Raw genomic sequence first — 21146 nt, forward strand, 5'->3', positions numbered from 1 at the left:
GCGGCCCGTTGCGGGGGCATGGCCAGGGGCGACGAAAAGACAAAGGCAGCCGAACTCGAAATCGGCGAAGTGGTAGCGGCGCTGCTGACGGCGGAGGCGTCGCGGCTGCTGTTCCTCGCCCGCGACGAGGTCAGGGCCGACAGCATCGCCCGCGCCGCCACGCAGGGGGCGGGCGACCGGCTGGTGCTTCACCTGCCGGCGTCGGACGTACTGCCCGGCGACGATGCACCGACCTCGGCCAGCATCTCGGGGCAGCGGACGGCCGCGCTGCGCCACCTCGCCGAAGCGCTGGGCGAGGGGCGCCGGGTCCTGCTGGTCAGCAGCGGGGAAGCCGCCGGACGCCTGCTCGCGCCTCCCTCGGCCTATTCCGCCAAGCCCCCGATGCTCCGCCCCGGCGAACCGCTCGACCTCGAAAGCTTCTCCGAGACTGCCCGCGCACTTGGCTATCAGGACGACGACCGGGTCGATGAACCCGGCGAAGTGGCCGTGCGCGGAAGCGTCGCCGACCTGTATCCCGGCGATCGCCAGCAACCCGTCAGGATCGAGGTCGTCGACGGAGCGATAGCCGCCATCCGCAGCTTCGATCCGCTGACCCAACTGACCTGCGACGAACTGGAACGGGTGGAGGTCGGAATCGTCGCCGAACCACGCGTCGCCGAGGGGGTCACGCTGGCCGACCATCTCCCGGGCGCCGTCCTTGCGCAGGACCCCGGCGCCGATGGCCGCCGCAAGCTGTTCCTCGCGCTTGCGGCCGACACCGCCAGGCGCCGCCCGGCCCGTGCCACCGCCGACATCTGCGACGAAAAGCGCTGGCAGGACGCCATCGCCAGTTTCGACACGATCGACCTCGCCAAGGGCCAGCAGGAGGCGCCGCCGCGTTTCGTCGAACAGCGCGCTCCCGAACGGGCCTTTGTCCGCTTTGCCAAGGCGGTGCTCAGCGAGGGACGGATCGTCGCCATTCTCGGCTCGGCACGTGACGTCCGCTTCCTCTGCCCGCGGGTCGCGCGTGCGCTCAAGACCGAGGTCGATTGCGTCGACAGCTGGAACGAGGTGGTGGCGGCATCGCCCGGCTCGGTCGTCGCGCTGACGATGGCGGTGCCGCGCGGCTTTACCCACGGCCAGCTGGTCGCGATCGCGGCGGGTGACCTCATCGGCTCGCGCGCGGTGCAGGAGGCCGGAGCGGCGTCGGTCCCGGGCGAACTGTTCGCGGCACCCGAAATCCGCCCCGGCGACATCGTCATCCACGAGGATCACGGACTGGCCGCCGTCACCGGCCTGACCGAATTGCCGGAGGATGGCGGCGACGCGATCGTGCTGCGCTTCGCCGGCGACGCACGCCGGTTGGTGCCGGTCGCCGACGCCGGAAAGCTGTGGCGCTACGGTTCGGACGAAGACAGCGTCACGCTCGACAAGCTCGACGGCTCGTCGTGGGAAAAGCGGCGCGGCGAAGTGCTGGCCGCCGTTGCCGAAACCGCGCGTGGGCTGGTCGCGCTGGCGGCCGAGCGGGCAGAAGCGGAGGCCCCTGCGATCGAGCCCGATGCCGCCCGCTTCGAACAACTGGTGGCAAGCTTCCCCTTCACCGAAACCGCCGACCAGCAAAAAGCCATCTCGGCAATCCGCAGCGACCTGGCGTCGGCCCGGCCGATGGACCGGCTGGTCGTCGGCGACGTCGGCTTCGGCAAGACCGAGGTCGCGTTGCGCGCGGCGGCGATGGCGGTGTTCGCGGGCAAGCAGGTCGCGATGGCAGCGCCGACCACGGTGCTTGCGCGCCAGCATCTCGAAACCTTCCGTTCGCGCTTCGGCGAACTCGGCATCGAGGTGGCGATGCTGTCGCGGCTGGTGTCGCCGGCCGACAAGAAGAAGGTCCTCGCCGGCCTTGCCGACGGAAGCATCGCGATCGTGGTCGGGACCGGAGCCGTCGCGGGCAAGGGCGCGGTCTACAAAAACCTCGGCCTCGTCATCATCGACGAGGAGCAGCGCTTCGGCGCCAAGGACAAGGACAAGTTGCGCGGGCTTGGCGCGCCGCATGCGCTGAGCCTCACCGCCACCCCGATCCCGCGCACGCTGCAGTCGGCGCTGGTCGGGCTTCAGCCAGTCAGCATCCTCGCCACGCCCCCGGCCCGGCGTCAGCCGATCAGGACTGAGGTCGGCGGGCTGGACGAGGCCAAGCTGCGCACCGCGCTGATGCGGGAGCGCTCGCGCGGCGGCCAGAGCTTCGTGGTCGTGCCCCGTATCGAGGACATGGACCCGCTTGGCGACACGCTCGCCCGGCTGGTGCCCGAACTGTCGGTGGTCCGCGCGCACGGCAAGATGCCGGCGGCCGAGATCGACGAATCGATGGTCGGCTTCGCCAGCGGCGACGGCGACGTGCTGCTCGCGACCAACATCATCGAGGCGGGCCTCGACGTGCCGCGCGCCAACACCATGGTGGTCATGCGGGCGGAGAATTTCGGTCTTGCGCAGTTGCACCAGCTTCGCGGCCGGGTCGGGCGCGGTGCTCGGCGCGGGCATATCCTGCTGATGACCGGCAAGGCCGACATTCCCAAGCGCACGCTCGACCGCCTCAACACGCTTGCGGCGTTCGACCGGCTCGGCGCGGGCTTCGCCATCAGCGCGCGCGACCTCGACCTGCGCGGGGCAGGGGACCTGCTCGGCGAAGAACAGTCGGGCCACCTCAAGCTGATCGGGATCGACCTTTACCAGAACCTGCTGGGCAAGGCCCTGCGCCATGCCCGCGGGGAGGACGTCAGCACGCCCGAGCCCGAGCTTCGGCTCGACACCGCCGGGCAGCTTCCCGCCGAGTGGATCCCGGAGGAGGAAGTCCGCCTCGCGCTGTACCTCAGGCTTGCACGCCTCGAGGACAGCCCCGGTCTCGACTCCCTGCGGGCCGAGATGGCCGACCGCTTCGGGGAATTGCCCGAGGAAGCCGAGGCGCTGCTTGCGTCGGCGCAGGTGCGGAATCTGGCGCGGGCGGCCGGCGTGCGGCGGATCGACGCCGGGCCGGCAGCGATTGCTATCACGCCGGCCGATGCCGCGGCCGACGTCCCCGAGCCGCTGGAAGGCAAGGACGGACGCTGGCTACTCCGCCCGCAGGGCGAGCGGCCGTCGGAACGGCTGGTCGAGCTGGAAGCAGTGCTTGCCGAGCTGGCGGGAGACTAGTCGGCGACGGCGGGGTGCGCGGACGTCTCGTCATCGCGCTTGCCGTAGCCGCGGTTGAAGAACAGCGCGCCCAGCGTGCAGATGACACCCGACAGCAGGTATAGTCCGACGGCCCACAGGCCGACCCGTGCAGTCAGCCACAATGCGACCAGCGGGGCGAAGCCGGCCCCGATGAACCAGGCCGAGTTGGAGACGATCGCCGCACCGGTGTAGCGATATTGCTGGCGAAAGCTCGAGTTCACGGCGCCCGCCGCCTGGCCGAAGGCGAGGCCGAGCAGGACAAAACCGAGCAGCAGGTACAGCCCCTCGCCAAACTGGCCGAAGCCGAGCAGCATCGGAGCGAAGCAGAAGGTCCCGATCAGGGCCGCCGAGACGCCGAGCACCGCGCGGCGGCCGACCTTGTCGGCAAGGATGCCCGACAGCAGGATGGCCATCACGAACACCATCGCTCCAAGCGCTTCGATCAACAGGAAGCGGACCGGGCTGTCGGTGGTGAACAGCTGGCTGTAGGACAGCGGAAACACCGCCACGAGGTGGAATAGCGCAAAGCTCGCCAGCGGCGCGAAGGCGCCGAGCAGGATCGTCCGCCATTCCGCGAACAGCGTTTCGAACGGGGGCGAGGGCTGCAGTTCGCGGCTATCGAACAGGCGCTTGAATTCGGGGGTGGCGACGATCCGCAGCCGGGCGAACAGCGCGACGATGTTGAGAGCCAGCGCGACGAAGAAGGGATAGCGCCAGCCCCAGCGGAGGAAGTCGGCGGTTTCCAGCAGCGCGAGGAAGTAGGCGAACAGCACGCAGGCCAGCGCGAGGCCGAGCGGCGCGCCGAGCTGCGGGATCATCGAATACCAGCCACGCTTCTCCTGCGGCGCGTTGAGCGCAAGCAGCGAAGGCAGGCCGTCCCACGCGCCTCCGAGCGCAACGCCCTGGAGCAGCCGGAACAGGCCGAGCAGCCACGCACTCGTCGCGCCGACCTGCGCATGGGAGGGAAGCAGGGCGATCGCCATGGTCGACCCACCGAGCAGGAACAGCGCGATTGTCAGCTTCACCCCGCGCCCGTGGTGCTGGTCGATGTAGGTGAACAGGAAGGTGCCGAGCGGGCGGCCGAAGAAGGCCAGGCTGAACAGCGCAAAGCTGGCGAGCGTCCCTTCGAGCGGGTCGAGATACGGGAAGACGAAGGCCGGGAACACCAGCACCGAAGCGATGGCATAGACGAAGAAATCGAAGAATTCGGTGGTCCGGCCGATGATCACCCCGATCGCAATCTCGCCCGGCCGGACCTCGCCATGCTTGGCGTTGATCGCCTGGGCGTCACGTTCCAGCGAGGTGGAGGAAGCACTGTCGGCGGCGGTCGTCATCTCGGCTCGATTTCTTTCGCTCGGGGGCCGCATCACGCACGCGGCTCCGCCCCGGTTATTCCCTATGCCCGCAAAGGGAGCGGCGCGGGATTGGACATTTTGTCCAATGTCGCAGCGCCCCCGGCGGGCCTATCCCGCTGCATCATGAAGCCGAGGTCCCTTTTCCTGTCAGCGCGAACCTTTGTCCCACTGGTCGCGGCGTTGCTGCTTGCGGGCTGCTCGCATGCGGTGTTCGACCCGGCCGGCACCATCGCCCGCCAGCAGCGCGACCTGATCGTCATCTCGACCGGTTTGATGCTGCTGATCATCGTTCCCGTCATGGTGCTGATCGTGGTCTTCGCCTGGCGCTATCGCAAGGGCAAGGGCGGCACCTACGACCCGCATTTCGACCATTCGACCACGCTGGAACTGGCGATCTGGTCGGCCCCGCTGCTGATCATCATCGCACTTGGCGCGCTGACCTGGTCGAGCACGCACCTGCTCGATCCGTTCCGCCCGCTCGACCGCAAGGCGACCGCGCTTGAGGGGCAGGTCGCTGACAGCCAGGCGCTTCGGGTGCAGGTGGTGTCGCTCGACTGGAAGTGGCTGTTCATCTATCCGGACCTCGGCATCGCCACGGTCAACGACCTCGTCCTGCCGCTCAACCGCGAAGTGCGGTTCGAGATCACCTCGTCGAACATGATGAACACCTTCTACGCGCCCACGATGGCCGGGATGATCTACGCCATGCCGGGGATGCAGAGCACGCTTCACGCGGCGCTCGACCGGCCGGTGGACAGTACCGGTTACTCGGGCAACTACAGCGGCGCCGGCTTCTCGGGCATGCGTTTCCGCATCCGCGGCGTTCCGGAACAGCAGTTTGCCGGGTGGGTGAACGGGGCCCGGGCAAGCGGCCGGACGCTCGACATCGCCAGCTTTCGCCAGCTCCTGAAGCCGAGCGAAAAGGTGCCGTCGATGCTGTTCGCAGTAGGCGACAAGGACCTCTATCGCCGCATCCTCGAACGCTGCGTCGAGCCCGGCCAGCCCTGCATGGGCGACGTCATGCGCAAGGACATGGGGCATGGCGGTACTGGCCACGGCGCGATGCCGCCCGGACGCGGGTCGGTCCCGCCGCCCGGCGACAAGCCCGAGGGCGCGCTGTTCAAGTCGAACGACGAAAAGGGCACCGGCCCCAATGTCACCAAGCCCACCGACACGCGCAAGGCGCCCGGGACGACCAAGCCCGGCGACGACGCCAATCGCAACATGACCTGAGCCAGGCGGAAAGCTGCACACCGTGTTTGACGCAAAGACCATCTTCGGCCGGCTGAGCTTGGAAAGCTTCCCGATCCACGAGCCGATCCTGCTCGTCACCTTCGTGGTGGTGGCGCTAGGCGGGCTCGCGGTGCTGGCCGGAATCACCAAGTTCAAGCTGTGGGGCTATCTGTGGCGCGAGTGGTTAACCACTGTCGACCACAAGAAGATCGGCATCATGTACTTCATCCTGGGCATCGTCATGCTGCTGCGGGGATTTGCCGATGCGGTGATGATGCGCCTCCAGCAGGCGATGGCGTTCGGCGGGAGCGAGGGCTACCTCAACGCCCACCATTACGATCAGGTCTTCACCGCCCACGGCACGATCATGATCTTCTTCGTGGCGATCCCCTTGGTGTCGGGCGTCATCAACTTCGTCATGCCGCTGCAGATCGGCGCGCGCGACGTGGCCTTTCCCTATCTCAATTCGCTCAGCTTCTGGCTGACCGCGGCGGGCGCGGGTCTGGTGATGGTGTCGCTGTTCGTCGGCGAATTCTCGACCGCCGGCTGGCTCAATTACGTGCCGGTCGCCAACCTCCAGAATTCTCCGGGCGTCGGCCCCGACTATTATCTCTGGGCGCTGCAGATCGCGGGCGTGGGAACGACGCTGTCGGCGCTCAACATGGTGACAACCGTCATCAAGATGCGCGCGCCCGGCATGACCATGATGAAGATGCCGGTGTTCACCTGGACCGCCTTCTGCAGCCAGGTGCTTGCGGTCGCCATCTTCCCGGTCCTGACCGGCGCCTTCGCGATGCTGATGCTCGACCGCTACGTCGGCACCAACTTCTTCACCAACGACCTTGGTGGCAACCCGATGATGTACTGGAACCTGGTGTGGCTGTGGGGCCATCCCGAGGTGTACGTCCTCATCCTGCCGGTGTTCGGAATCTATTCCGAGATCACCTCGACCTTCACCGGCAAGCGCCTGTTCGGCTATTCGTCGATGGTCTACGCGACGGTGGTCATCACCATCTTGAGCTACCTCGTCTGGCTGCACCACTTCTTCACCATGGGGTCGGGGGCCAGCGTCAACAGCTTCTTCGGCATCGCGACGATGGTGATCGCCATCCCCACCGGGGCCAAGATATTCAACTGGCTGTTCACCATGTACCGGGGCGAGATCCGCTTCGAGCTGCCGATGATGTGGGTGGTGGCCTTCATGCTGACCTTCGTGGTCGGCGGCATGACGGGCGTTCTGCTCGCCGTGCCCCCGGCCGACTTCGTGCTGCACAACAGCCTGTTCCTGGTCGCCCACTTCCACAACGTGATCATCGGCGGCGTCGTGTTCGGGCTGTTCGCAGGGATCGAATACTGGTTCCCCAAGGCGTTCGGCTTCAAGCTCGACAAGTTCTGGGGCAAGGTCCACTTCTGGGGCTGGGTCATTGGCTACTGGGTGGCCTGGACGCCGATCTACATCGTCGGCCTGATGGGCACGACGCGCCGGGTCCGGATGTTCGATGATCCCGCGCTCCAGCCTTATTTCATCATCGCCGCCATCGGCGCCGCCATCATCCTCGTCGGCATCCTCGCCCTCGTGATCGGGCTGGTGGTGAGCTTCCGCAAGCGTGCCGAGCTCAAGGTCGGCAACGATCCGTGGGAGGGCCGAACGCTGGAATGGTCCACCACTTCGCCTCCGCCGGCCTACAATTTCGCCTTCACCCCGGTCGTCCACGACCTCGACGCCTGGTATGACATGAAGAGCCGCGGCTATGCCCGTCCGACCGACGGCTACCGGCCGGTGCACATGCCGCGCAACACCGGCACCGCGATCATCCAGGCCGGGCTCGCCGCGGCCCTCGGCTTCGGGATGATCTGGTACATCTGGTGGCTGGCCGCGGCGGCCTTTGTCGCGCTGGTCGCGATCACCGTGTGGCACAGCTTCGACTACCACCGCGATTACGATATCCCGGCCGAGGAAATCGCCCGCGTCGAGCGCGAGGAAATCTCCTTCCTCGACGTCAACTATGCGCCCGAGCCGGCGCTGCTGCCGACGCCCAGGCACGGCGCGGCCGCCCCGGCGGGAGCCTGAGGAACCATGGCCACCATCGCATCCGAGGCGGTTCCCGACCGCGACACCTTCCACCTGATCGAGAAGGATTCGCACGACCATGGGCAGGCGCACGCCAGCCCGGTCCTGCTCGGCTTCTGGATCTACCTGATGAGCGACGCGCTGATCTTCGCCTCGCTGTTCGCCACCTACGGCGTGCTGTCGTCGAGCTTCGCCGGCGGCCCGGCCCCGCGCGATATCTTCGAGCTGGAACTGGTCGCGCTCAACACCGCGATCCTGCTGGTCTCCTCCATCACCTACGGCTTCGGCATGTTGGCGATGGATAAGGGCAGGGTACGGGCGGTCCAGGGCTGGCTGGCGCTCACCGCCCTGCTGGGCATGAGCTTCGTGTCGATCGAGCTGTATGAATTCGGCGTGCTGATCGGTGAAGGCGCGACGCCGCAGCGGTCGGGCTTCCTCAGCGCCTTCTTCACCCTGGTCGGCACCCACGGGCTGCACGTTACCGTCGGCATCATCTGGATCGGGATCATGCTGGTCCAGGTCGGCAAGCACGGCCTCAATGTCGTTAACAAGCGCCGCCTGACCTGCCTCAGCATGTTCTGGCACTTCCTCGACGTCATCTGGATCGGCGTCTTCACCTTTGTCTACCTGATGGGGATGCTGCGATGAGCGCCGCCAGCGACCACGATCAAGCCCATGGCTCGGAGCACGGCCACGGCTCGAAGAAGAGCTACCTGGTCGGCTTCGCGCTGTCGGGGATCCTGACCTTCATCCCCTTCTGGCTGGTGATGGCGCAGCCGATCGGGAATCCGGGACTGGTCGCGATCCTGATCATACTCTTCGCGGTGGCGCAGATCCTGGTCCACACCGTCTGCTTCCTCCACGTCAACACCAGCGGGGAGGGCGGCTGGACGCTGCTCGCCTACGTCTTTACCGCGGTGCTGCTGGTGATCACCATCGCCGGGTCGCTGTGGATCATGGTCCACCTCAACAGCAACATGATGCCCGGCATGATGAGCGGACAGGCCAGCAGCACCCCGTGAGCCGGGGCCGGGCCAAGCGTAGCGCGCTGATCGCGCTGTGCGCGTGCCTGGCGCTGCTGTTCGCCGGGCTTGGCGTGTGGCAGGTCGAGCGGCTGGCGTGGAAGCGGGACCTGATCGCCCGGGTCGATGCCCGGCTCGCCGCACCCCCGGTCGACCTGGCCTCGCGAACATCCTTGCCCGAATATAGCCGGGTCCGCGCCAGCGGCCGCTTCGATCATGCGCGCGAGACATTGGTCGATGCACTGACCGAGCGCGGCAAGGGCTTTTGGGTGCTGACCCCGCTGGTCACCGCCGATCGGAAGATCCTCGTCAATCGCGGCTTCGTGCCGAGCGATCGGGCGCCTGCATCCTCCCGAAGCCAAGGTCAGGTCGCAGGCGAGGTGGCCGTCACCGGCCTCGTTCGCCTCACCGAGCCCGAGGGCCGTTTCCTGCGCGCCAACCAGCCATCCGCCGGCCGCTGGTATTCGCGCGACGTGCAGGCGATTGCAGCGGCGCGCGGCCTCCACAATGTCGCGCCTTTCTTCATCGACGCCGACGCGACGGCCAATCCGGGCGGCCTGCCGATTGGCGGGCTGACGGTGGTCAGTTTCCGCAACGCCCACCTCGTCTATGCGCTGACCTGGTTCGGGCTGGCCGCCCTGTGCCTGTTCGGGCTGGTGCTGACGCTCCGATCGACGCACAACGGGGGCTGATGGACGTGCCACTGCTCGCCCTCACCAACCAGCCGTCGAGGCTGCCCGGCCGCTCGCCGCAGGAAGCGGTGATCGAGAACATGCGCCTGCTGATTCAGCTGCGCTGGATCGCGGTGGCGGGGCAGCTGGTCGCGATCCTGGTCGCACACCTGCTGCTAGACGTGACGCTTCCGCTGGCCGCGATGTTGAGCGTCGCCGGGCTGCTGGCGCTGGGCAACCTGCTTTTCACCTTCACCCTGCGCGAACGCTGGGTGGTGCCGGGTGAGCTGTTCCTCGCCCTCCTGCTCGACATGGCCGCGCTGACCGCCCAGCTCTACCTCAGCGGCGGCGTGCGCAATCCGTTCGTCTCGCTCTACCTCCTGCAGATCGTGCTCGGCGCCGTGCTGCTGCCGGCCGGGCGGGCCTGGCTTCTGGTCGGGGTGTCGATTGCCGCCTTCATCTTCCTTGCGCTGCGCCACCTGCCGCTGAACCTGCCGCCGCTGGGTAAGGATGACATCGACCTGTTCCTGATCGGGGAGGAGATCGCCTTTGTGATGGTGGCGATCCTGCTGGTGCTGTTCACCACCCGGATCAGCCGCAACCTGCGCGCCCGTGACGCCTATGTCGCGGAGCTGCGCCAGCGTGCCGCGGAGGAGGACAGCATCGTCCGCATGGGCCTGTTCGCAAGCGGCGCCGCGCACGAGCTGGGCACGCCCCTTTCCTCGCTGTCGGTGCTGGTGGGCGACTGGCAGCGGATGGCCGACTACGGTTCGGACCCCCACTTCCGCGAGGAGCTTGCCGACGCCCGCCGTGCGGTGGAGCGGTGCCGGGAAATCGTCAGCGACATCCTCGACACCTCGGGCCTGCCGCGCGGCGAGGCGATGGCGAGCCTCGCCGCCGAACAGTTGCTGGAAGGGCTCGTCGCCGACTGGACGGCCCTCCACGAGGAAGTCCCGCTCGACGCCAGCTTCGGCGCGGTGCGCGGTGCGCGGATTCCGGGCGAGCCGGCGCTTCGCCAGGCGCTGTGGAGCCTGCTCGAGAATGCCGGCGAGGCGAGCCCCAGCGGAATCGTCATGCGGGCCGAAGCGACCGGCGACCAGTTGGTCGTCCACATTCTCGACGACGGCCCCGGCTTCGCGCCCGAACAGATCGCCGCGCTCGGCCAGGCGCTCCGCTCGGCCAAGGGGGCAGGCCACGGCCTCGGCCTGTTCCTGGCGTCCAGCGTCGCGCGGCGGCTGGGTGGTTCGCTCGATGCCGGCAACCGGCCGGAAGGGGGCGCTTCGGTCCGTTTCGCCCTGCCGCTGGTCGGCTCGGAGCGGAGCGCATGACCCCGCACAAGCGCCTGGTGATCGTCGAGGATGACGAGGATTTCGCGCGGACCCTGGCCCGTTCGTTCGAACGGCGCGGCTATGCGGTCAGCACTGCGATCGGGCCCCAGGAACTCGAGCGGCTGCTGGCCGGGCAGGGGTTCGATTTCGCGGTGGTCGACCTCAAGCTCGCTACGCATTCGGGGCTGCCTTGCGTTGCGGCCATTGCCGAGGCCGACCCCGCCACCCGCATCGTCGTCCTGACCGGTTTCGCCAGCATCGCCACCGCCGTGGAGGCGATCAAGCTCGGGGCGGCCCACTATCTCCCCAAGCCCAGCAACACCGACGACATCGAAGCCGCCTTCGGCCGCGCCGCTGGCGACTCCGACGTTCCACTGGACGGCCGGGCGACGTCGTTGCGGACGCTGGAATGGGAGAAGATCAACGAAACGCTGATCGCCACCGGGTTCAACATTTCGGAAACCGCGCGCCGCCTCGGAATGCACCGCCGGACGCTTGCCCGGAAGCTCGAAAAGCGCCCGGTCCGCTAGGCGCTAATCGTCGTCGATCCGGCCCGACACGCGGCGCAGCGTCCACCACACGCCGGCGACCACCAGCGGCACCAGCAACAGGGTCAGAAGTGCGGTGTCGACATGCACCCGCTCGTCGAGGGCCTTCAACGGGATGAGCAGCAGCGACACCACGTAATAGGAGACGGCGGCGACCGACAGGCCTTCGACCGTGCGCTGCAGCCTCAACTGCATCGAGGCGCGGCGGTTCATGGATTCGAGAAGGTCGGCGTTGATCTTCTGCGTCACCAGCTCGACCCGCGTGCTCAGCATCTGTCCGGCGCGCGCGATGCGCGAGATCATCTCGGCCTCGCGCTGGGCGATGCTGAGGCAGGTGCGCATGGCCGGGCCCAACCGGCGGTCCATGAAGTCGCGCATGGTTTGCCGCCCGGCCAGCGCCTCCTCGCCGAGCGATGCGATGCGGGCCTGGACGAGGTCGTAATAGGCCCGCGCTGCGCCGAAGCGGAAGCTGGTGCTGGCGCTCATCGCCTCCATTCGGCCCGACAGCGCGACCAGCCTGGCGAGCAGGTCGCGATCGTCGTCGACGCCGAGGTGGGTGGCGATCTTCTCGGTCAACTCGCGCGCCTCGGCCTCGATCTCCGCCAGCTTGGCCGCGGTCTGCTGCGCCACCGGGAAGGCGAGCAGGGCCATCAGCCGGTAGCTCTCGATCTCGAGGAGGCTGAGCGCGATGCGGCCGGTCAGTACCGGATCGTCGACGTGCATGAACAGGCGAAAACGGGTCATGCCGCCGGCGTCGGCGCGGAGGTCGGTCAGCACGGTCGCCGTCTCTCCCATGATCCGCGAGCCGACCTTCTCCTTCGGGTCCGGCACCGTCTCGCGACGCTCCTCGCGGGCGATGACCAGGGTGGTCAGCACCACCACCTGTCCCGGAAGGCTGTCGAGCCACGCCCTGGGCACGGCGGCGATGGCGCTTTCCTCCGGCGTGCCGTCCGGACTGGCAAGGAAGGTCCAGCTGGAAAATTCGCCATGCTTCTCCCACCGCAATTGCCAGTCGCCACCGTCGACCGCGCACCATACCGCATCGTCGGCCGCACGCGGCGCCCCGATACGCTTGCAGAGATCGGAGATGTGGCGGCGGTCGGCGGCGGCGCCTTCGGGTCCGGACAGGGCCGCGATGCGGGTGACGAGCATCGGCGCGCTGATCGGAGTCGACGGGCGCGCATGGACTTCGGCGAGCAGCGAGTCGCGTTGGGGATGGAAGTCCAAGGCCGCCCCTTTTCTGGTTTTGCCGGCATCCAGTGTGGCGGCAGAATTTGCCTGTGCCACTGGACCTAAGGCTCATTTGCTTATGTTATTTGTTTCTGCTTAGTTCGCGCTCGTAACAAGGGAGTTTTCGCCCATGAATCGCTCTTCCAGCTTGCTTGCTTCCGCCCTGTTGGTCGGTCTTTCGGTAACAGCTTGCGGCGGGGGCGGGGGCGACAAGGGCGGCGGCGAAACGGCCAACACCGCTGCGACGCCGGCAGCGACCGAAACGGCTGCAGCTCCGGCGGCTCCAGCCGCTGCCGCGGCGCCCGCGGCCGACAACGTCGATACCGTCAGCGGCGCCAAGTTCGCCGACTTCACCGGCGACGCCGCCAAGGGCGAGGCGGTCTTCATCCAGTGCAAGACCTGCCACGTCACCGACGCTGGCGTGAACCGCATCGGCCCGTCGCTGCACGCCGTGGTCGGCCGCAAGGCGAGCACCATCGCCGGCTACCAATATTCGGAAGCCAACCACAACAGCGGGATCACCTGGACCGCCGAGAAGCTGTTCCAGTATCTCGAAAATCCGCAGCGCGTCGTGCCCGGCACCAAGATGGCCTTTGCCGGCATCCAGGATCCGCAGAAGCGCGCCGACCTGATCGCTTGGCTCGCGACCCAGAAGTAGGACTTTCCCTCGCGGCGTCCCGGTCGATCGACCGGGCGCCGCCCTTAACTTTGTCTGCCGGCAAGTGCCGCTCGTCCCCTTAACGCGGGACGGGGTCACGATCCTGTGCCTCGGCCGCCTCACGGCAGGGTCATGCGGACATGCGACGCCCGCGCGGGGCGCCGGTACAACGGCGGCGGCCGCGCGCTCAGGCAGCGACCTTTGCCAGCCCGAGCAGGTGGGCCGTATCCTTGAGGAAAATGCGCAGGTGCGCGCCCGGCTTGGCCCTAACCAGCCGCTTGTTCATATACGCCTGCCAGGTCAGGTGCTGGACGTCCTTGTCCGCGCACATGTGCACGAACCGCTCGCGCCGCTTGTCGGACTTGTACCAGAAATACTGCATCAACCGCAGCACCCAGAACACCTTGCCGTGCGCCTTCATGAAACGCTGGCGGGCGAGTCCGAGCGCGCGCGGATTGCCGGTGTCGAGGAATTCGGCGACCGCCTCGCCCGCCATCCGCCCGCAGGTCATGGCATAATAAATGCCCTCACCCGAAGCCGGGGCGACCACGCCGGCGGCATCGCCCGCGACCACCACGTCGCGGCCATTGTCCCACCGCTTGAGCGGCTTCAGAGGAATCGGCGCGCCCTCGCGGCGGATGGTCTCGCATCCGGCCAGCCCGTTGCGGTCCCGCATGACGGCCACCGCTTCGCGCAAAGCGAAGCCCTTGTGCGCGCTTCCGACGCCGACGCTGGCGGTATCGCCATGTGGGAAGATCCAGCCGTAGAAATCGGGGGACAGGTCGCCCTGGTAGAAGACGTCGCAGCGCCCTGCCTCGTATGCGGCGCTGTCCTGCTCGGGGGCGCGAATCACCTCATGATACGCGAAGACGCAGGGCACGCGCTCGGCGCCGGGCAGCGCCTCGCGGGCGACCGCCGAACGCGCTCCGTCGGCCCCGATGATCGCCGCCGCGCCGACTTTCACGAGCGCGCCATTGCGGCCCTCGCGATAGCACAGGATCGCGCGTCCCTGCTCGTCGCGCTCGATCCGCTCGAACGTGCCGCTGCGGCGGTGCGCGCCATGGCCTGCCGCACGCTCCCTCAGCCATTCGTCGAAGTGGTCACGATCGACCATTCCGACGAAGCCGTCGCCGACCGGCATCCGGACCGCGCGGTCGGACGGCGCGATCATCCGCGCCGCGGTCGCCCGGGCGACGAGAAGCGAAAGCGGAATGTTGAAGTCCGCGAGCAGTCGCGGCGGAACCGCTCCGCCGCACGGCTTGATCCGTCCTGCCCGGTCGAGCAGCAGCACCTTCCTGCCCGCCGAAGCGAGATCGTCGGCGGCGGTCGCGCCGGCTGGACCGCCGCCTACGACGACGACGTCGAACTGCTCCATGCCTGTTCTCCAAGATGGTCGCGCCGCTGGGTCGCGGCGGGTAGGCGGGTGGCGAGGTGGGCGGCGCACAGGAAGAGCATCGCTTCGGCGCCGAAGGTAAAGGCGAAGGCCGGGCCGTCGGTGCCGATCAAGGAGCGCGCGGCGTCGGTCGCCAGCGCTCCGACCAGCCCGCCGGTGCCGAAGGCCAGCGCCTGGGCCGCGCCCCAGACGCCCATTCGGACTCCGGCCCGCGAGGTGCCGCCGCGCCCGGCCAACTCCATCATCGCGGCAATGGCGGAGGCGGCAAAGACGCCGTTCATCAGCCCGAGCACGAACACGTTGGTCGCAAGCGGCCACGGCGGCCCCGAGATGGCGGCGATGGCGAGGGCGGCAAGCGCGGCGGCCGAGCCTGCGCAGCCGGCGGTGGTCCACCACAGCAAGGGTGGTCCGCCGCGCCGCATCCACGGTCCGGCAAGGCATCCCGACAGCAGCATTCCGGCCAGGATGCCGCCGTGCTGGATACCGGCAAGCGAGGTCGACTCGCCCGGCGCCGCGCCGAACACCAGACCGGCGAAGGGCTCGAGGATCAGGTCCTGCATGCTGTAGGCAAGCATCGACAGGAACACGAACAGCGTGAAGCGCACCGCCTCGCGGTCCGCGCGGACCTCGCGCAGCGCGTCGGCGAAAGGCTTGCGGCCGACCGGCGCGGCGGCGGCTGCGCCGGCCTTTTCGAGCCCGGCAATCGCCACCAGCGAGAGGGTGAAGGCGGCCAGCACCACGCTGGACGAGACGAGGGCAAGGCGCGGCAGGGAGAAGGGCTGGAGCTGGCTTCCCGCGACCCCGGCCGAAATGGCGATCCCGGCCACCATCATGATCCAGGTGGTCGCGGCGGCGGCGGCCCGCCGCTCGGCCGGGACGGAGGCCGCAAGCAGGGCAAGCAGGGCGGTTCCCGCAGAGCCGACCCCGAGGCCGATCAGGGTAAAGCCGAACAACAACAGCAACAGCGCTTCCCATGAGCCCGGCACAAGCATGGTGACCGAGTCCACTGCGGCGAGCGAGCCCAGCGACAGCAGGCCCATGCCGGTCACGATCCACGGCGTGCGTCGGCCGGAACGGTCCGAGGCATGGCCACTGACCGGACGGGTCAGCTGAACCGCATAATGCCAGGCGACGAGGCCCGCCGGTACTGCGGCGGCAAGACCCAGTTCGACCACCATCACCCGGTTCAGGAGGGAGGTCGACAGCATCACCATCGCGCCGATCCCGGCCTGCACCAGGCCGAGCCGGAGCACGGTGAGCCACCCGCTCACCGGAGCGAGCCCAGGCCGAAGGCGGCGACGACCATCCCGATCACGTACAGGCTGACGCCGGTCGCATTATACCAGGGCGCGAAGCGGCGCGGATCGCCGGTGAGGCGAACCATGCAGATCCCCTGCAAAAGCAGCGCGACGCCGACCAGCCCGGCGGTCAGTGCGAGGCCGCTGGCAAGCAGCACCGCGATCACCCCGACCTGCGCCGCCGCCATGGCGAGGCACGCCAGCAGCACCGCCGGCCGCGTTCCGAGCATCGCCGGGAGCGATCGCACGCCGGTCAGCCGGTCGCCCTCGACCGCTTTGAAATCGTTCAGCGTCATGATCCCCCACGCGCCCGCGCCGTACAGCAGCAGGACCGCGCAGACCTCGATCGGCGGCACCGCGGCGAGCATGACCGCGCTGCCGGTGAACCAGGTCAGCGATTCGTAGCTCAGACCGACCGCCAGGGGCCCCCACCAACCGCTTGCCTTCAGCCGCACCGGCGGGGCGCTATAGGCCCAGGCGAGGATCAGGGCGGCGACCGTAGCCACCGCCACTACCGGGCCCATGGCGATTGCCAGCGCCAGCGACAGGAGGGTGCCGGCTACGGCGAGCCACAGCCCCCAATTGCCGGCGATGCGGCCCGACGGGATCGGTCGCCCAGGCTCGTTGATCGCGTCGACGTGGCGATCGAACCAGTCGTTGACCATCTGGCTGGTGCCGCACACCAATGGTCCGGTCAGCATCACGCCGGCAAGCAGAAGCGCGCCTTTGCCCGCCACCGGGGCGCCCGAAGCGATCACCCCGCAACCGAACGCCCACATCGGCGGAAACCAAGTGATTGGCTTGCTCAGCTCCAGCACGTCGCTGGCCAGCGGCGGGGCCGGCGGAAGCAAGGGGCGGGCAAGCCGGTTCATCGTTGTAAGCTATGTCATACACAACATAGCGTCAAACGAATTGGACAGTTAGCGGGGGCTTATTTCGTCCTCGTCGACCCGGCCGAGGCCGTGGCGGTTGAGCTTCGAATAAAGGCTCTGGCGACTGAGGCCGAGGATCTCGGCCGCGGAGGCGCGATTGTTCGAGGTGTAGGTCAGCGCCGCCTCGATGCACAGGCGCTCGATCAGGTCGGTGCTTTCCCGCACGATGTCCTTGAGCGGCATCCGGCCGACCAGTTCGGTCAGTTGCTCGACCGAGCGGGGAAGGTCGCGGGTGACGGGCGGCAGGTCGCGCATCCGGCGGGCGACCAGCCGCATGGTGAAAGCGTAATGGTTGTCCTTGTCGCCGCTTCGCACCGCGGACACTTCGACTTCCTCCTGCCCGCCGTCGTCGCCGCGCAGGATGGTGGACACGTTGCGGGCAACCCGGTGGTCGGCGACCTGGGCGCGGATGAGGTCGAGGTCGATGCCCGGGCGGCCCAGGAAATCGCCGAGCGGGCGGCCGAGCAGCACTGCGAGGGCAGGGGCCTGCACCATCTCGAGGAAGGCATCGTTGGCGTCGAGGATGTCGAGCCGGTCGTCGGTCAGCACCAGCGCGTCGGGAAGGCGCTTGACCATGTCCAGGGTCAGTCGCTCGGTCTCGCCGATCCGCGGCGCATCGCCCGAATGCAGCTGCACCAGCAGGTAGGCATCGCTGCCCTGGCGGAACAGGCGGGCCGACAAGGCCACTTCCGCGCCGGTGCGGGCAAGCGACACGGCGATCGGTGCAACGGTGGTTCCGGTCGACACCGCGCCGACGAAAGCGATCAGCTGGTCGCGGTCGGCCGCCGCGGCCTGCGCGACGAACGGCTGCCCCTGGAGGTTGCCGCCGGACAGGAGCTCGACTCCGGCCGCGTTGATCTCTCGGATGCGCAAGGTCGCGAGGTCGACGATCAGCATCGGCTCGGCGGTCATCTCGAACAGCAGTCGATAGCGCGACTCGGCCTGGCGCAGGCGCAGATAGTCGCGCTCGAGCGATTGCTGGACCTGCAGCAGGCGCTGCTGGAGTCGGGCGGTGGCACGCTCGTCCCGGCCGACCGCCACGGTGGTGCCGTTGGCCAGCCGGATCGCCTTGAAGCGGATCGGGAATTCGCTGGCGCTGCCATTGTGGTTGACCTGCCGCCACCTCTGCGAGGCGGTGACGTCGTCGTCGGCCAGCATCTCCTCGACCTTGACCCGGCTTTCGACGGTGACCACCGAGGACCAGCTGTGGCCGACCCACTGCCGCGCCTCGGCGAGGTCGTCGGTCGGCGCGGCGACGTCACGGATCACGCCCTGATCGTCCACCAGCAAGGCGAGGTCCCCCGACGCCTCGACCAGGCGCGCGACGCTGGCGATGTCCAGCCCGCTCAGCATCGGGCTGTCCGCATCCAGACGAGGCGTGCCATCGTCATTGGGGGACGGGTGCGTCATCTCAACTCCGGCGCCGGCGGCGCGGTTACGCGTAGGCAGCGTTAAGGGGTTCCGTGACCAGCCGTTCAGCGATGTCGAGGGCGTCCACCGCGGTAAGCGCCGTGGCATCCGCGCCGGCCCGGTCGGCGAGGCCGGGATCCTCGATCAGCACACGACCACCAAGCATCACACGCACATTCGAGTTCCTGGACACATTCCGGATCGCCACGATCAACGCCGTGAGCGGGCCGATATGGCAGTCATTGGTGAGGGTCAATCCGACCAGGTCGTATTCGGCCGCCGCCACGGCCGCGAGAAGGGAGCCGCGAGTCGGCTCGATCAACAGGTTGCTGTTCCACCCGGCCCGGGTGAAGCATTCGTCGATCATCGCGGTGCCGAAGCTATGCTGGTCGCCCGGTATGGGAGCAAAGAGCACCCGGCGCGAGGTTCCGGGCCCCGGCCCGGCGGGCGCCCGCGCGGCGACTTCGCGAAGCACCTCCTGGAGGCGCCAGAGGGCCATGGTGACGTCGAGAAAGTCGATCCGGTCGGCGGTCCACTCGTCACCCAGCCGCCGGGCGACCGGAGCCAGCAGTTCGACGAAGATGCGTTCCGCGCCATATCCGCGGGCGAGATAGATATCGACCTCGGCGAGCAGGTCGTGGGCTTCGAGCGAGATGGCGAGCGGGGCAAAGGCGTCCACTTCGGCATCGCTGATCCGCGCCGTATCGCGCGGGCGCAGGGGTTCGGGTTGCGGGCAAGCGTTCAGCAGCCGCGCGGCCGGCCGGCGCTTGCCCGCGCGCCTGCTTCGTTCTGGACCTGAACTCCCAACGTCTACACCGATCACCGAGGCCATTGCGGTCTCCTCAAGCGTAGTCGGCGCTCTCGCGTCGGCTTGAACAACTGCCGACTCATTCGACGATCGTCCCGGCCCGGAAGCTAAGTCGAAATGGATTGCAGCACAACCGCAGCAATCGCCGTTGTCCAAAATAGTTTACGTCAACAAGAATTGACACTTCTCTCGTTCGAGGCGTAACCTTCTCGCGGAACGAGGATGTGGCTCATGCACGAGCGGAACGGGACTAGGGAGACGCCACTGCCGATTTACACGGCAGAGCAACGGCGCCGCCGCGACTCGACCCGCTGGACCCTGGTCCAGGGCCTCCTCGCTCCGGTCCAGTTCCTCATCTTCCTCGTCAGCCTGGCACTGGTGCTGCGCTTCCTCGGCACCGGCCAGGGCGAGTTCGCCGCCGACGTCTCGGTGCTGGTCAAGACCGCCGCCCTGCTCACCATCATGGTCACCGGCGCCGCTTGGGAAAAGGTGGTGTTCGGCCAGTGGCTGTTCGCTCGTCCCTTCTTCTGGGAGGACGTGTTCAGCATGCTCGTCATCGCGCTGCACCTGGCCTACGTCGCGATGCTGGTGCTTGGAATCGGCCTGCCGGCCCAGCGCATGACCGTCGCGCTCGCCGCCTATGCGACCTACGTCGTCAATGCCGGCCAGTTCCTGTGGAAGCTCAGGCTTGCCCGGCGCGAAATGGCCCCGGCCTTCCGGACCGCCGCGGCGTGACGGTTGCCGCGCCCTTGGTGCCCACGCCGCGTCCGGTGCTGCGCGAACGCGGCCAGCGCGAAGTCTTCTGCGGCCTGACCGGGATCGTCTGGCTGCACCGCAAGATGCCCGATGCCTTCTTCCTGGTTGTCGGCTCGCGCACCTGCGCCCACCTGTTGCAGTCGGCCGCCGGGGTGATGATCTTCGCCGAACCCCGCTTCGCCACCGCGATCATGGAGGAAAAGGACCTCGCGGGCCTCGCCGACATGAATGACGAGCTGGACGCGGTGGTCACCCGGCTGCTCGATCGCCGGCCCGGCATCCGCACCCTGTTCCTGGTCGGCAGCTGCCCCAGCGAAGTGATCAAGCTCGACCTGCCGCGCGCCGCCCAGCGGCTGCAGGCGCAGCGCTCCGGAATCCGCATCCTCAGCTACTCCGGCAGCGGGATCGAAACGACCTTCACGGAAGGGGAGGACGCCTGCCTCGCCGCGCTCGCCCGCTCCGCGCCCGGAACCCCAGCCGGGACGGATGCGGCGCTGATCCCTGAGCTGCTGGTGGTGGGCGCCCTCCCCGACATCGTCGAGGACCAGTTCGAGCGGCTGTTCGCCGACATGGGGCTGCCGGTTCGCTTCTTCCCCGGCCGCTCCTCGACCGACCTGCCGGCAATCGGCCCAAACACCCGCTTCCTCCTCGCCCAGCCGTTCCTTGGCGAGACCGCGGGGGTGTTCGAGGATCGCGGCGCCGTCCGGATTTCGGCGCCCTTCCCGTTCGGGGCCGAGGGCACCACGGCCTGGCTGGAAGCCGCCGCCGACGCCTTCGCAATCGATCCGCTGACCTTCCGCCGGGCGATCGCGCCGGGCCGCGAACGGGCCAAGCGCGCGCTCGAGCGCCACCGCGAGCAGCTTGCCGGCAAGCGCATCTTCTTCATGCCTGACTCGCAGCTCGAACTGCCGCTGGCGCGCTTCCTCGCGACCGAATGCGGCGCCGAGCTGGTCGAGGTCGGTACCCCCTACCTCCACGCCCGCCACCTTGCGCCCGAGCTTGCGCTGCTCGGCGACGACGTAGTGATCAGCGAAGGCCAGGACGTCGAGCGCCAGCTCGACCGGGTCCGCGCCGCGCGCCCCGACCTGACGGTCTGCGGGCTTGGCCTTGCCAACCCGCTCGAGGCCGAAGGGCTGTCGACCAAGTGGGCGATCGAGCTGGTGTTCACCCCGATCCACGGGTTCGAACAGGCGGGCGACCTCGCCGAGCTCTTTGCCCGGCCGCTGCGGCGCCGTGACATGCTGAGGATCTAG

Annotated in this window: 18 protein-coding genes; 11 read left to right on the forward strand and 7 right to left on the reverse strand. The window is 68.3% G+C overall.

All coding sequences use genetic code 11. From position 1 onward, the window contains the following. Nucleotides 1-18: 18 nt before the first annotated feature. Nucleotides 19-3159: a helicase-related protein gene (locus tag GGQ97_RS06640; RefSeq protein WP_168068206.1), complete on the forward strand. Its 3141-nt coding sequence runs from the start codon at nt 19-21 to the stop codon at nt 3157-3159. Here GGQ97_RS06640 and GGQ97_RS06645 read toward each other — a convergent pair. Further along, nucleotides 3156-4514 carry an MFS transporter gene (locus GGQ97_RS06645; protein WP_168068207.1) on the reverse strand — a complete coding sequence of 453 codons (1359 nt, stop codon included), beginning with the start codon at nt 4512-4514 and terminating at the stop codon, nt 3156-3158. The two genes, GGQ97_RS06640 and GGQ97_RS06645, sit on opposite strands and share 4 nt — an antisense overlap. 144 nt (nt 4515-4658) lie before the next feature. Here GGQ97_RS06645 and cyoA point away from each other — a divergent pair, with 144 nt between their 5' ends. Genes cyoA through GGQ97_RS06680 form a run of 7 tightly spaced genes read left to right on the forward strand, consistent with a single transcriptional unit; the run spans nt 4659 to nt 11390 of the window. Further along, on the forward strand, nt 4659-5768 hold the full coding sequence (cyoA, locus tag GGQ97_RS06650; protein WP_168068208.1) for a ubiquinol oxidase subunit II: 1110 nt from the start codon (nt 4659-4661) through the stop codon (nt 5766-5768). 22 nt (nt 5769-5790) lie between these two features. Continuing rightward, complete coding sequence (gene cyoB, locus GGQ97_RS06655) at nt 5791-7839, forward strand: cytochrome o ubiquinol oxidase subunit I (RefSeq protein ID WP_168068209.1); 2049 nt, start codon at nt 5791-5793, stop codon at nt 7837-7839. A 6-nt stretch (nt 7840-7845) separates the two neighbouring features. Beyond that, nucleotides 7846-8487 carry a cytochrome o ubiquinol oxidase subunit III gene (gene cyoC / locus GGQ97_RS06660; RefSeq protein WP_168068210.1) on the forward strand — a complete coding sequence of 214 codons (642 nt, stop codon included), beginning with the start codon at nt 7846-7848 and terminating at the stop codon, nt 8485-8487. Then, nucleotides 8484-8861, forward strand: a complete 378-nt coding sequence (gene cyoD, locus GGQ97_RS06665; protein WP_168068211.1) for a cytochrome o ubiquinol oxidase subunit IV — start codon at nt 8484-8486, stop codon at nt 8859-8861. The genes cyoC and cyoD overlap by 4 nt, the downstream gene beginning before the upstream one ends. After that, entirely contained in the window at nt 8858-9553 is a 696-nt protein-coding gene (locus tag GGQ97_RS06670; protein WP_342448464.1) for an SURF1 family protein, read from the forward strand. Before cyoD ends, GGQ97_RS06670 begins: the two co-directional genes overlap by 4 nt. Continuing rightward, nucleotides 9553-10860, forward strand: coding sequence for an ATP-binding protein (locus GGQ97_RS06675; protein ID WP_168068213.1), 1308 nt, complete (start codon nt 9553-9555; stop codon nt 10858-10860). The genes GGQ97_RS06670 and GGQ97_RS06675 overlap by 1 nt, the downstream gene beginning before the upstream one ends. Beyond that, nucleotides 10857-11390, forward strand: coding sequence for a response regulator transcription factor (locus tag GGQ97_RS06680; RefSeq protein ID WP_168068214.1), 534 nt, complete (start codon nt 10857-10859; stop codon nt 11388-11390). The genes GGQ97_RS06675 and GGQ97_RS06680 overlap by 4 nt, the downstream gene beginning before the upstream one ends. Nucleotides 11391-11393: 3 nt before the next feature. On the opposite strand, the gene GGQ97_RS06685 is transcribed toward GGQ97_RS06680, so the two are convergent. Continuing rightward, entirely contained in the window at nt 11394-12635 is a 1242-nt protein-coding gene (locus GGQ97_RS06685) for a DUF3422 family protein (RefSeq protein ID WP_168068215.1), read from the reverse strand. A gap of 133 nt (nt 12636-12768) precedes the next feature. Here GGQ97_RS06685 and GGQ97_RS06690 point away from each other — a divergent pair, with 133 nt between their 5' ends. Further along, nucleotides 12769-13296: a c-type cytochrome gene (locus GGQ97_RS06690; protein ID WP_168068216.1), complete on the forward strand. Its 528-nt coding sequence runs from the start codon at nt 12769-12771 to the stop codon at nt 13294-13296. A 187-nt stretch (nt 13297-13483) separates the two neighbouring features. Here GGQ97_RS06690 and GGQ97_RS06695 read toward each other — a convergent pair whose 3' ends face one another. From GGQ97_RS06695 to GGQ97_RS06715, 5 genes are read right to left on the reverse strand one after another with little or no spacing between them, the layout of a single operon-like run. Further along, the gene (locus GGQ97_RS06695) at nt 13484-14671 is read right to left on the reverse strand and encodes a geranylgeranyl diphosphate reductase (RefSeq protein WP_168068217.1); all 1188 of its coding nucleotides are present in this window, start codon (nt 14669-14671) and stop codon (nt 13484-13486) included. After that, the gene (locus GGQ97_RS06700) at nt 14644-15960 is read right to left on the reverse strand and encodes a BCD family MFS transporter (RefSeq protein ID WP_342448465.1); all 1317 of its coding nucleotides are present in this window, start codon (nt 15958-15960) and stop codon (nt 14644-14646) included. The genes GGQ97_RS06695 and GGQ97_RS06700 overlap by 28 nt, the downstream gene beginning before the upstream one ends. Then, nucleotides 15957-16859 carry a chlorophyll synthase ChlG gene (gene chlG / locus GGQ97_RS06705; protein ID WP_168068218.1) on the reverse strand — a complete coding sequence of 301 codons (903 nt, stop codon included), beginning with the start codon at nt 16857-16859 and terminating at the stop codon, nt 15957-15959. Before chlG ends, GGQ97_RS06700 begins: the two co-directional genes overlap by 4 nt. A gap of 48 nt (nt 16860-16907) precedes the next feature. Further along, nucleotides 16908-18329, reverse strand: a complete 1422-nt coding sequence (gene ppsR / locus GGQ97_RS06710) for a transcriptional regulator PpsR (RefSeq protein WP_168068219.1) — start codon at nt 18327-18329, stop codon at nt 16908-16910. A gap of 25 nt (nt 18330-18354) precedes the next feature. Next, on the reverse strand, nt 18355-19161 hold the full coding sequence (locus GGQ97_RS06715; protein ID WP_168068220.1) for a cobalamin B12-binding domain-containing protein: 807 nt from the start codon (nt 19159-19161) through the stop codon (nt 18355-18357). A 207-nt stretch (nt 19162-19368) separates the two neighbouring features. Between GGQ97_RS06715 and bchF the strand changes: the two genes are divergently transcribed. Continuing rightward, the gene (gene bchF / locus GGQ97_RS06720; RefSeq protein WP_168068221.1) at nt 19369-19872 is read left to right on the forward strand and encodes a 2-vinyl bacteriochlorophyllide hydratase; all 504 of its coding nucleotides are present in this window, start codon (nt 19369-19371) and stop codon (nt 19870-19872) included. Next, a complete protein-coding gene (locus tag GGQ97_RS06725; protein WP_342448466.1) occupies nt 19869-21146 on the forward strand; it encodes a ferredoxin:protochlorophyllide reductase (ATP-dependent) subunit N in 1278 nt (425 codons plus the stop codon). Before bchF ends, GGQ97_RS06725 begins: the two co-directional genes overlap by 4 nt.

Origin of the sequence: Sphingomonas kaistensis, from assembly GCF_011927725.1 — a bacterium.
GTDB lineage: Bacteria > Pseudomonadota > Alphaproteobacteria > Sphingomonadales > Sphingomonadaceae > Sphingomicrobium > Sphingomicrobium kaistense.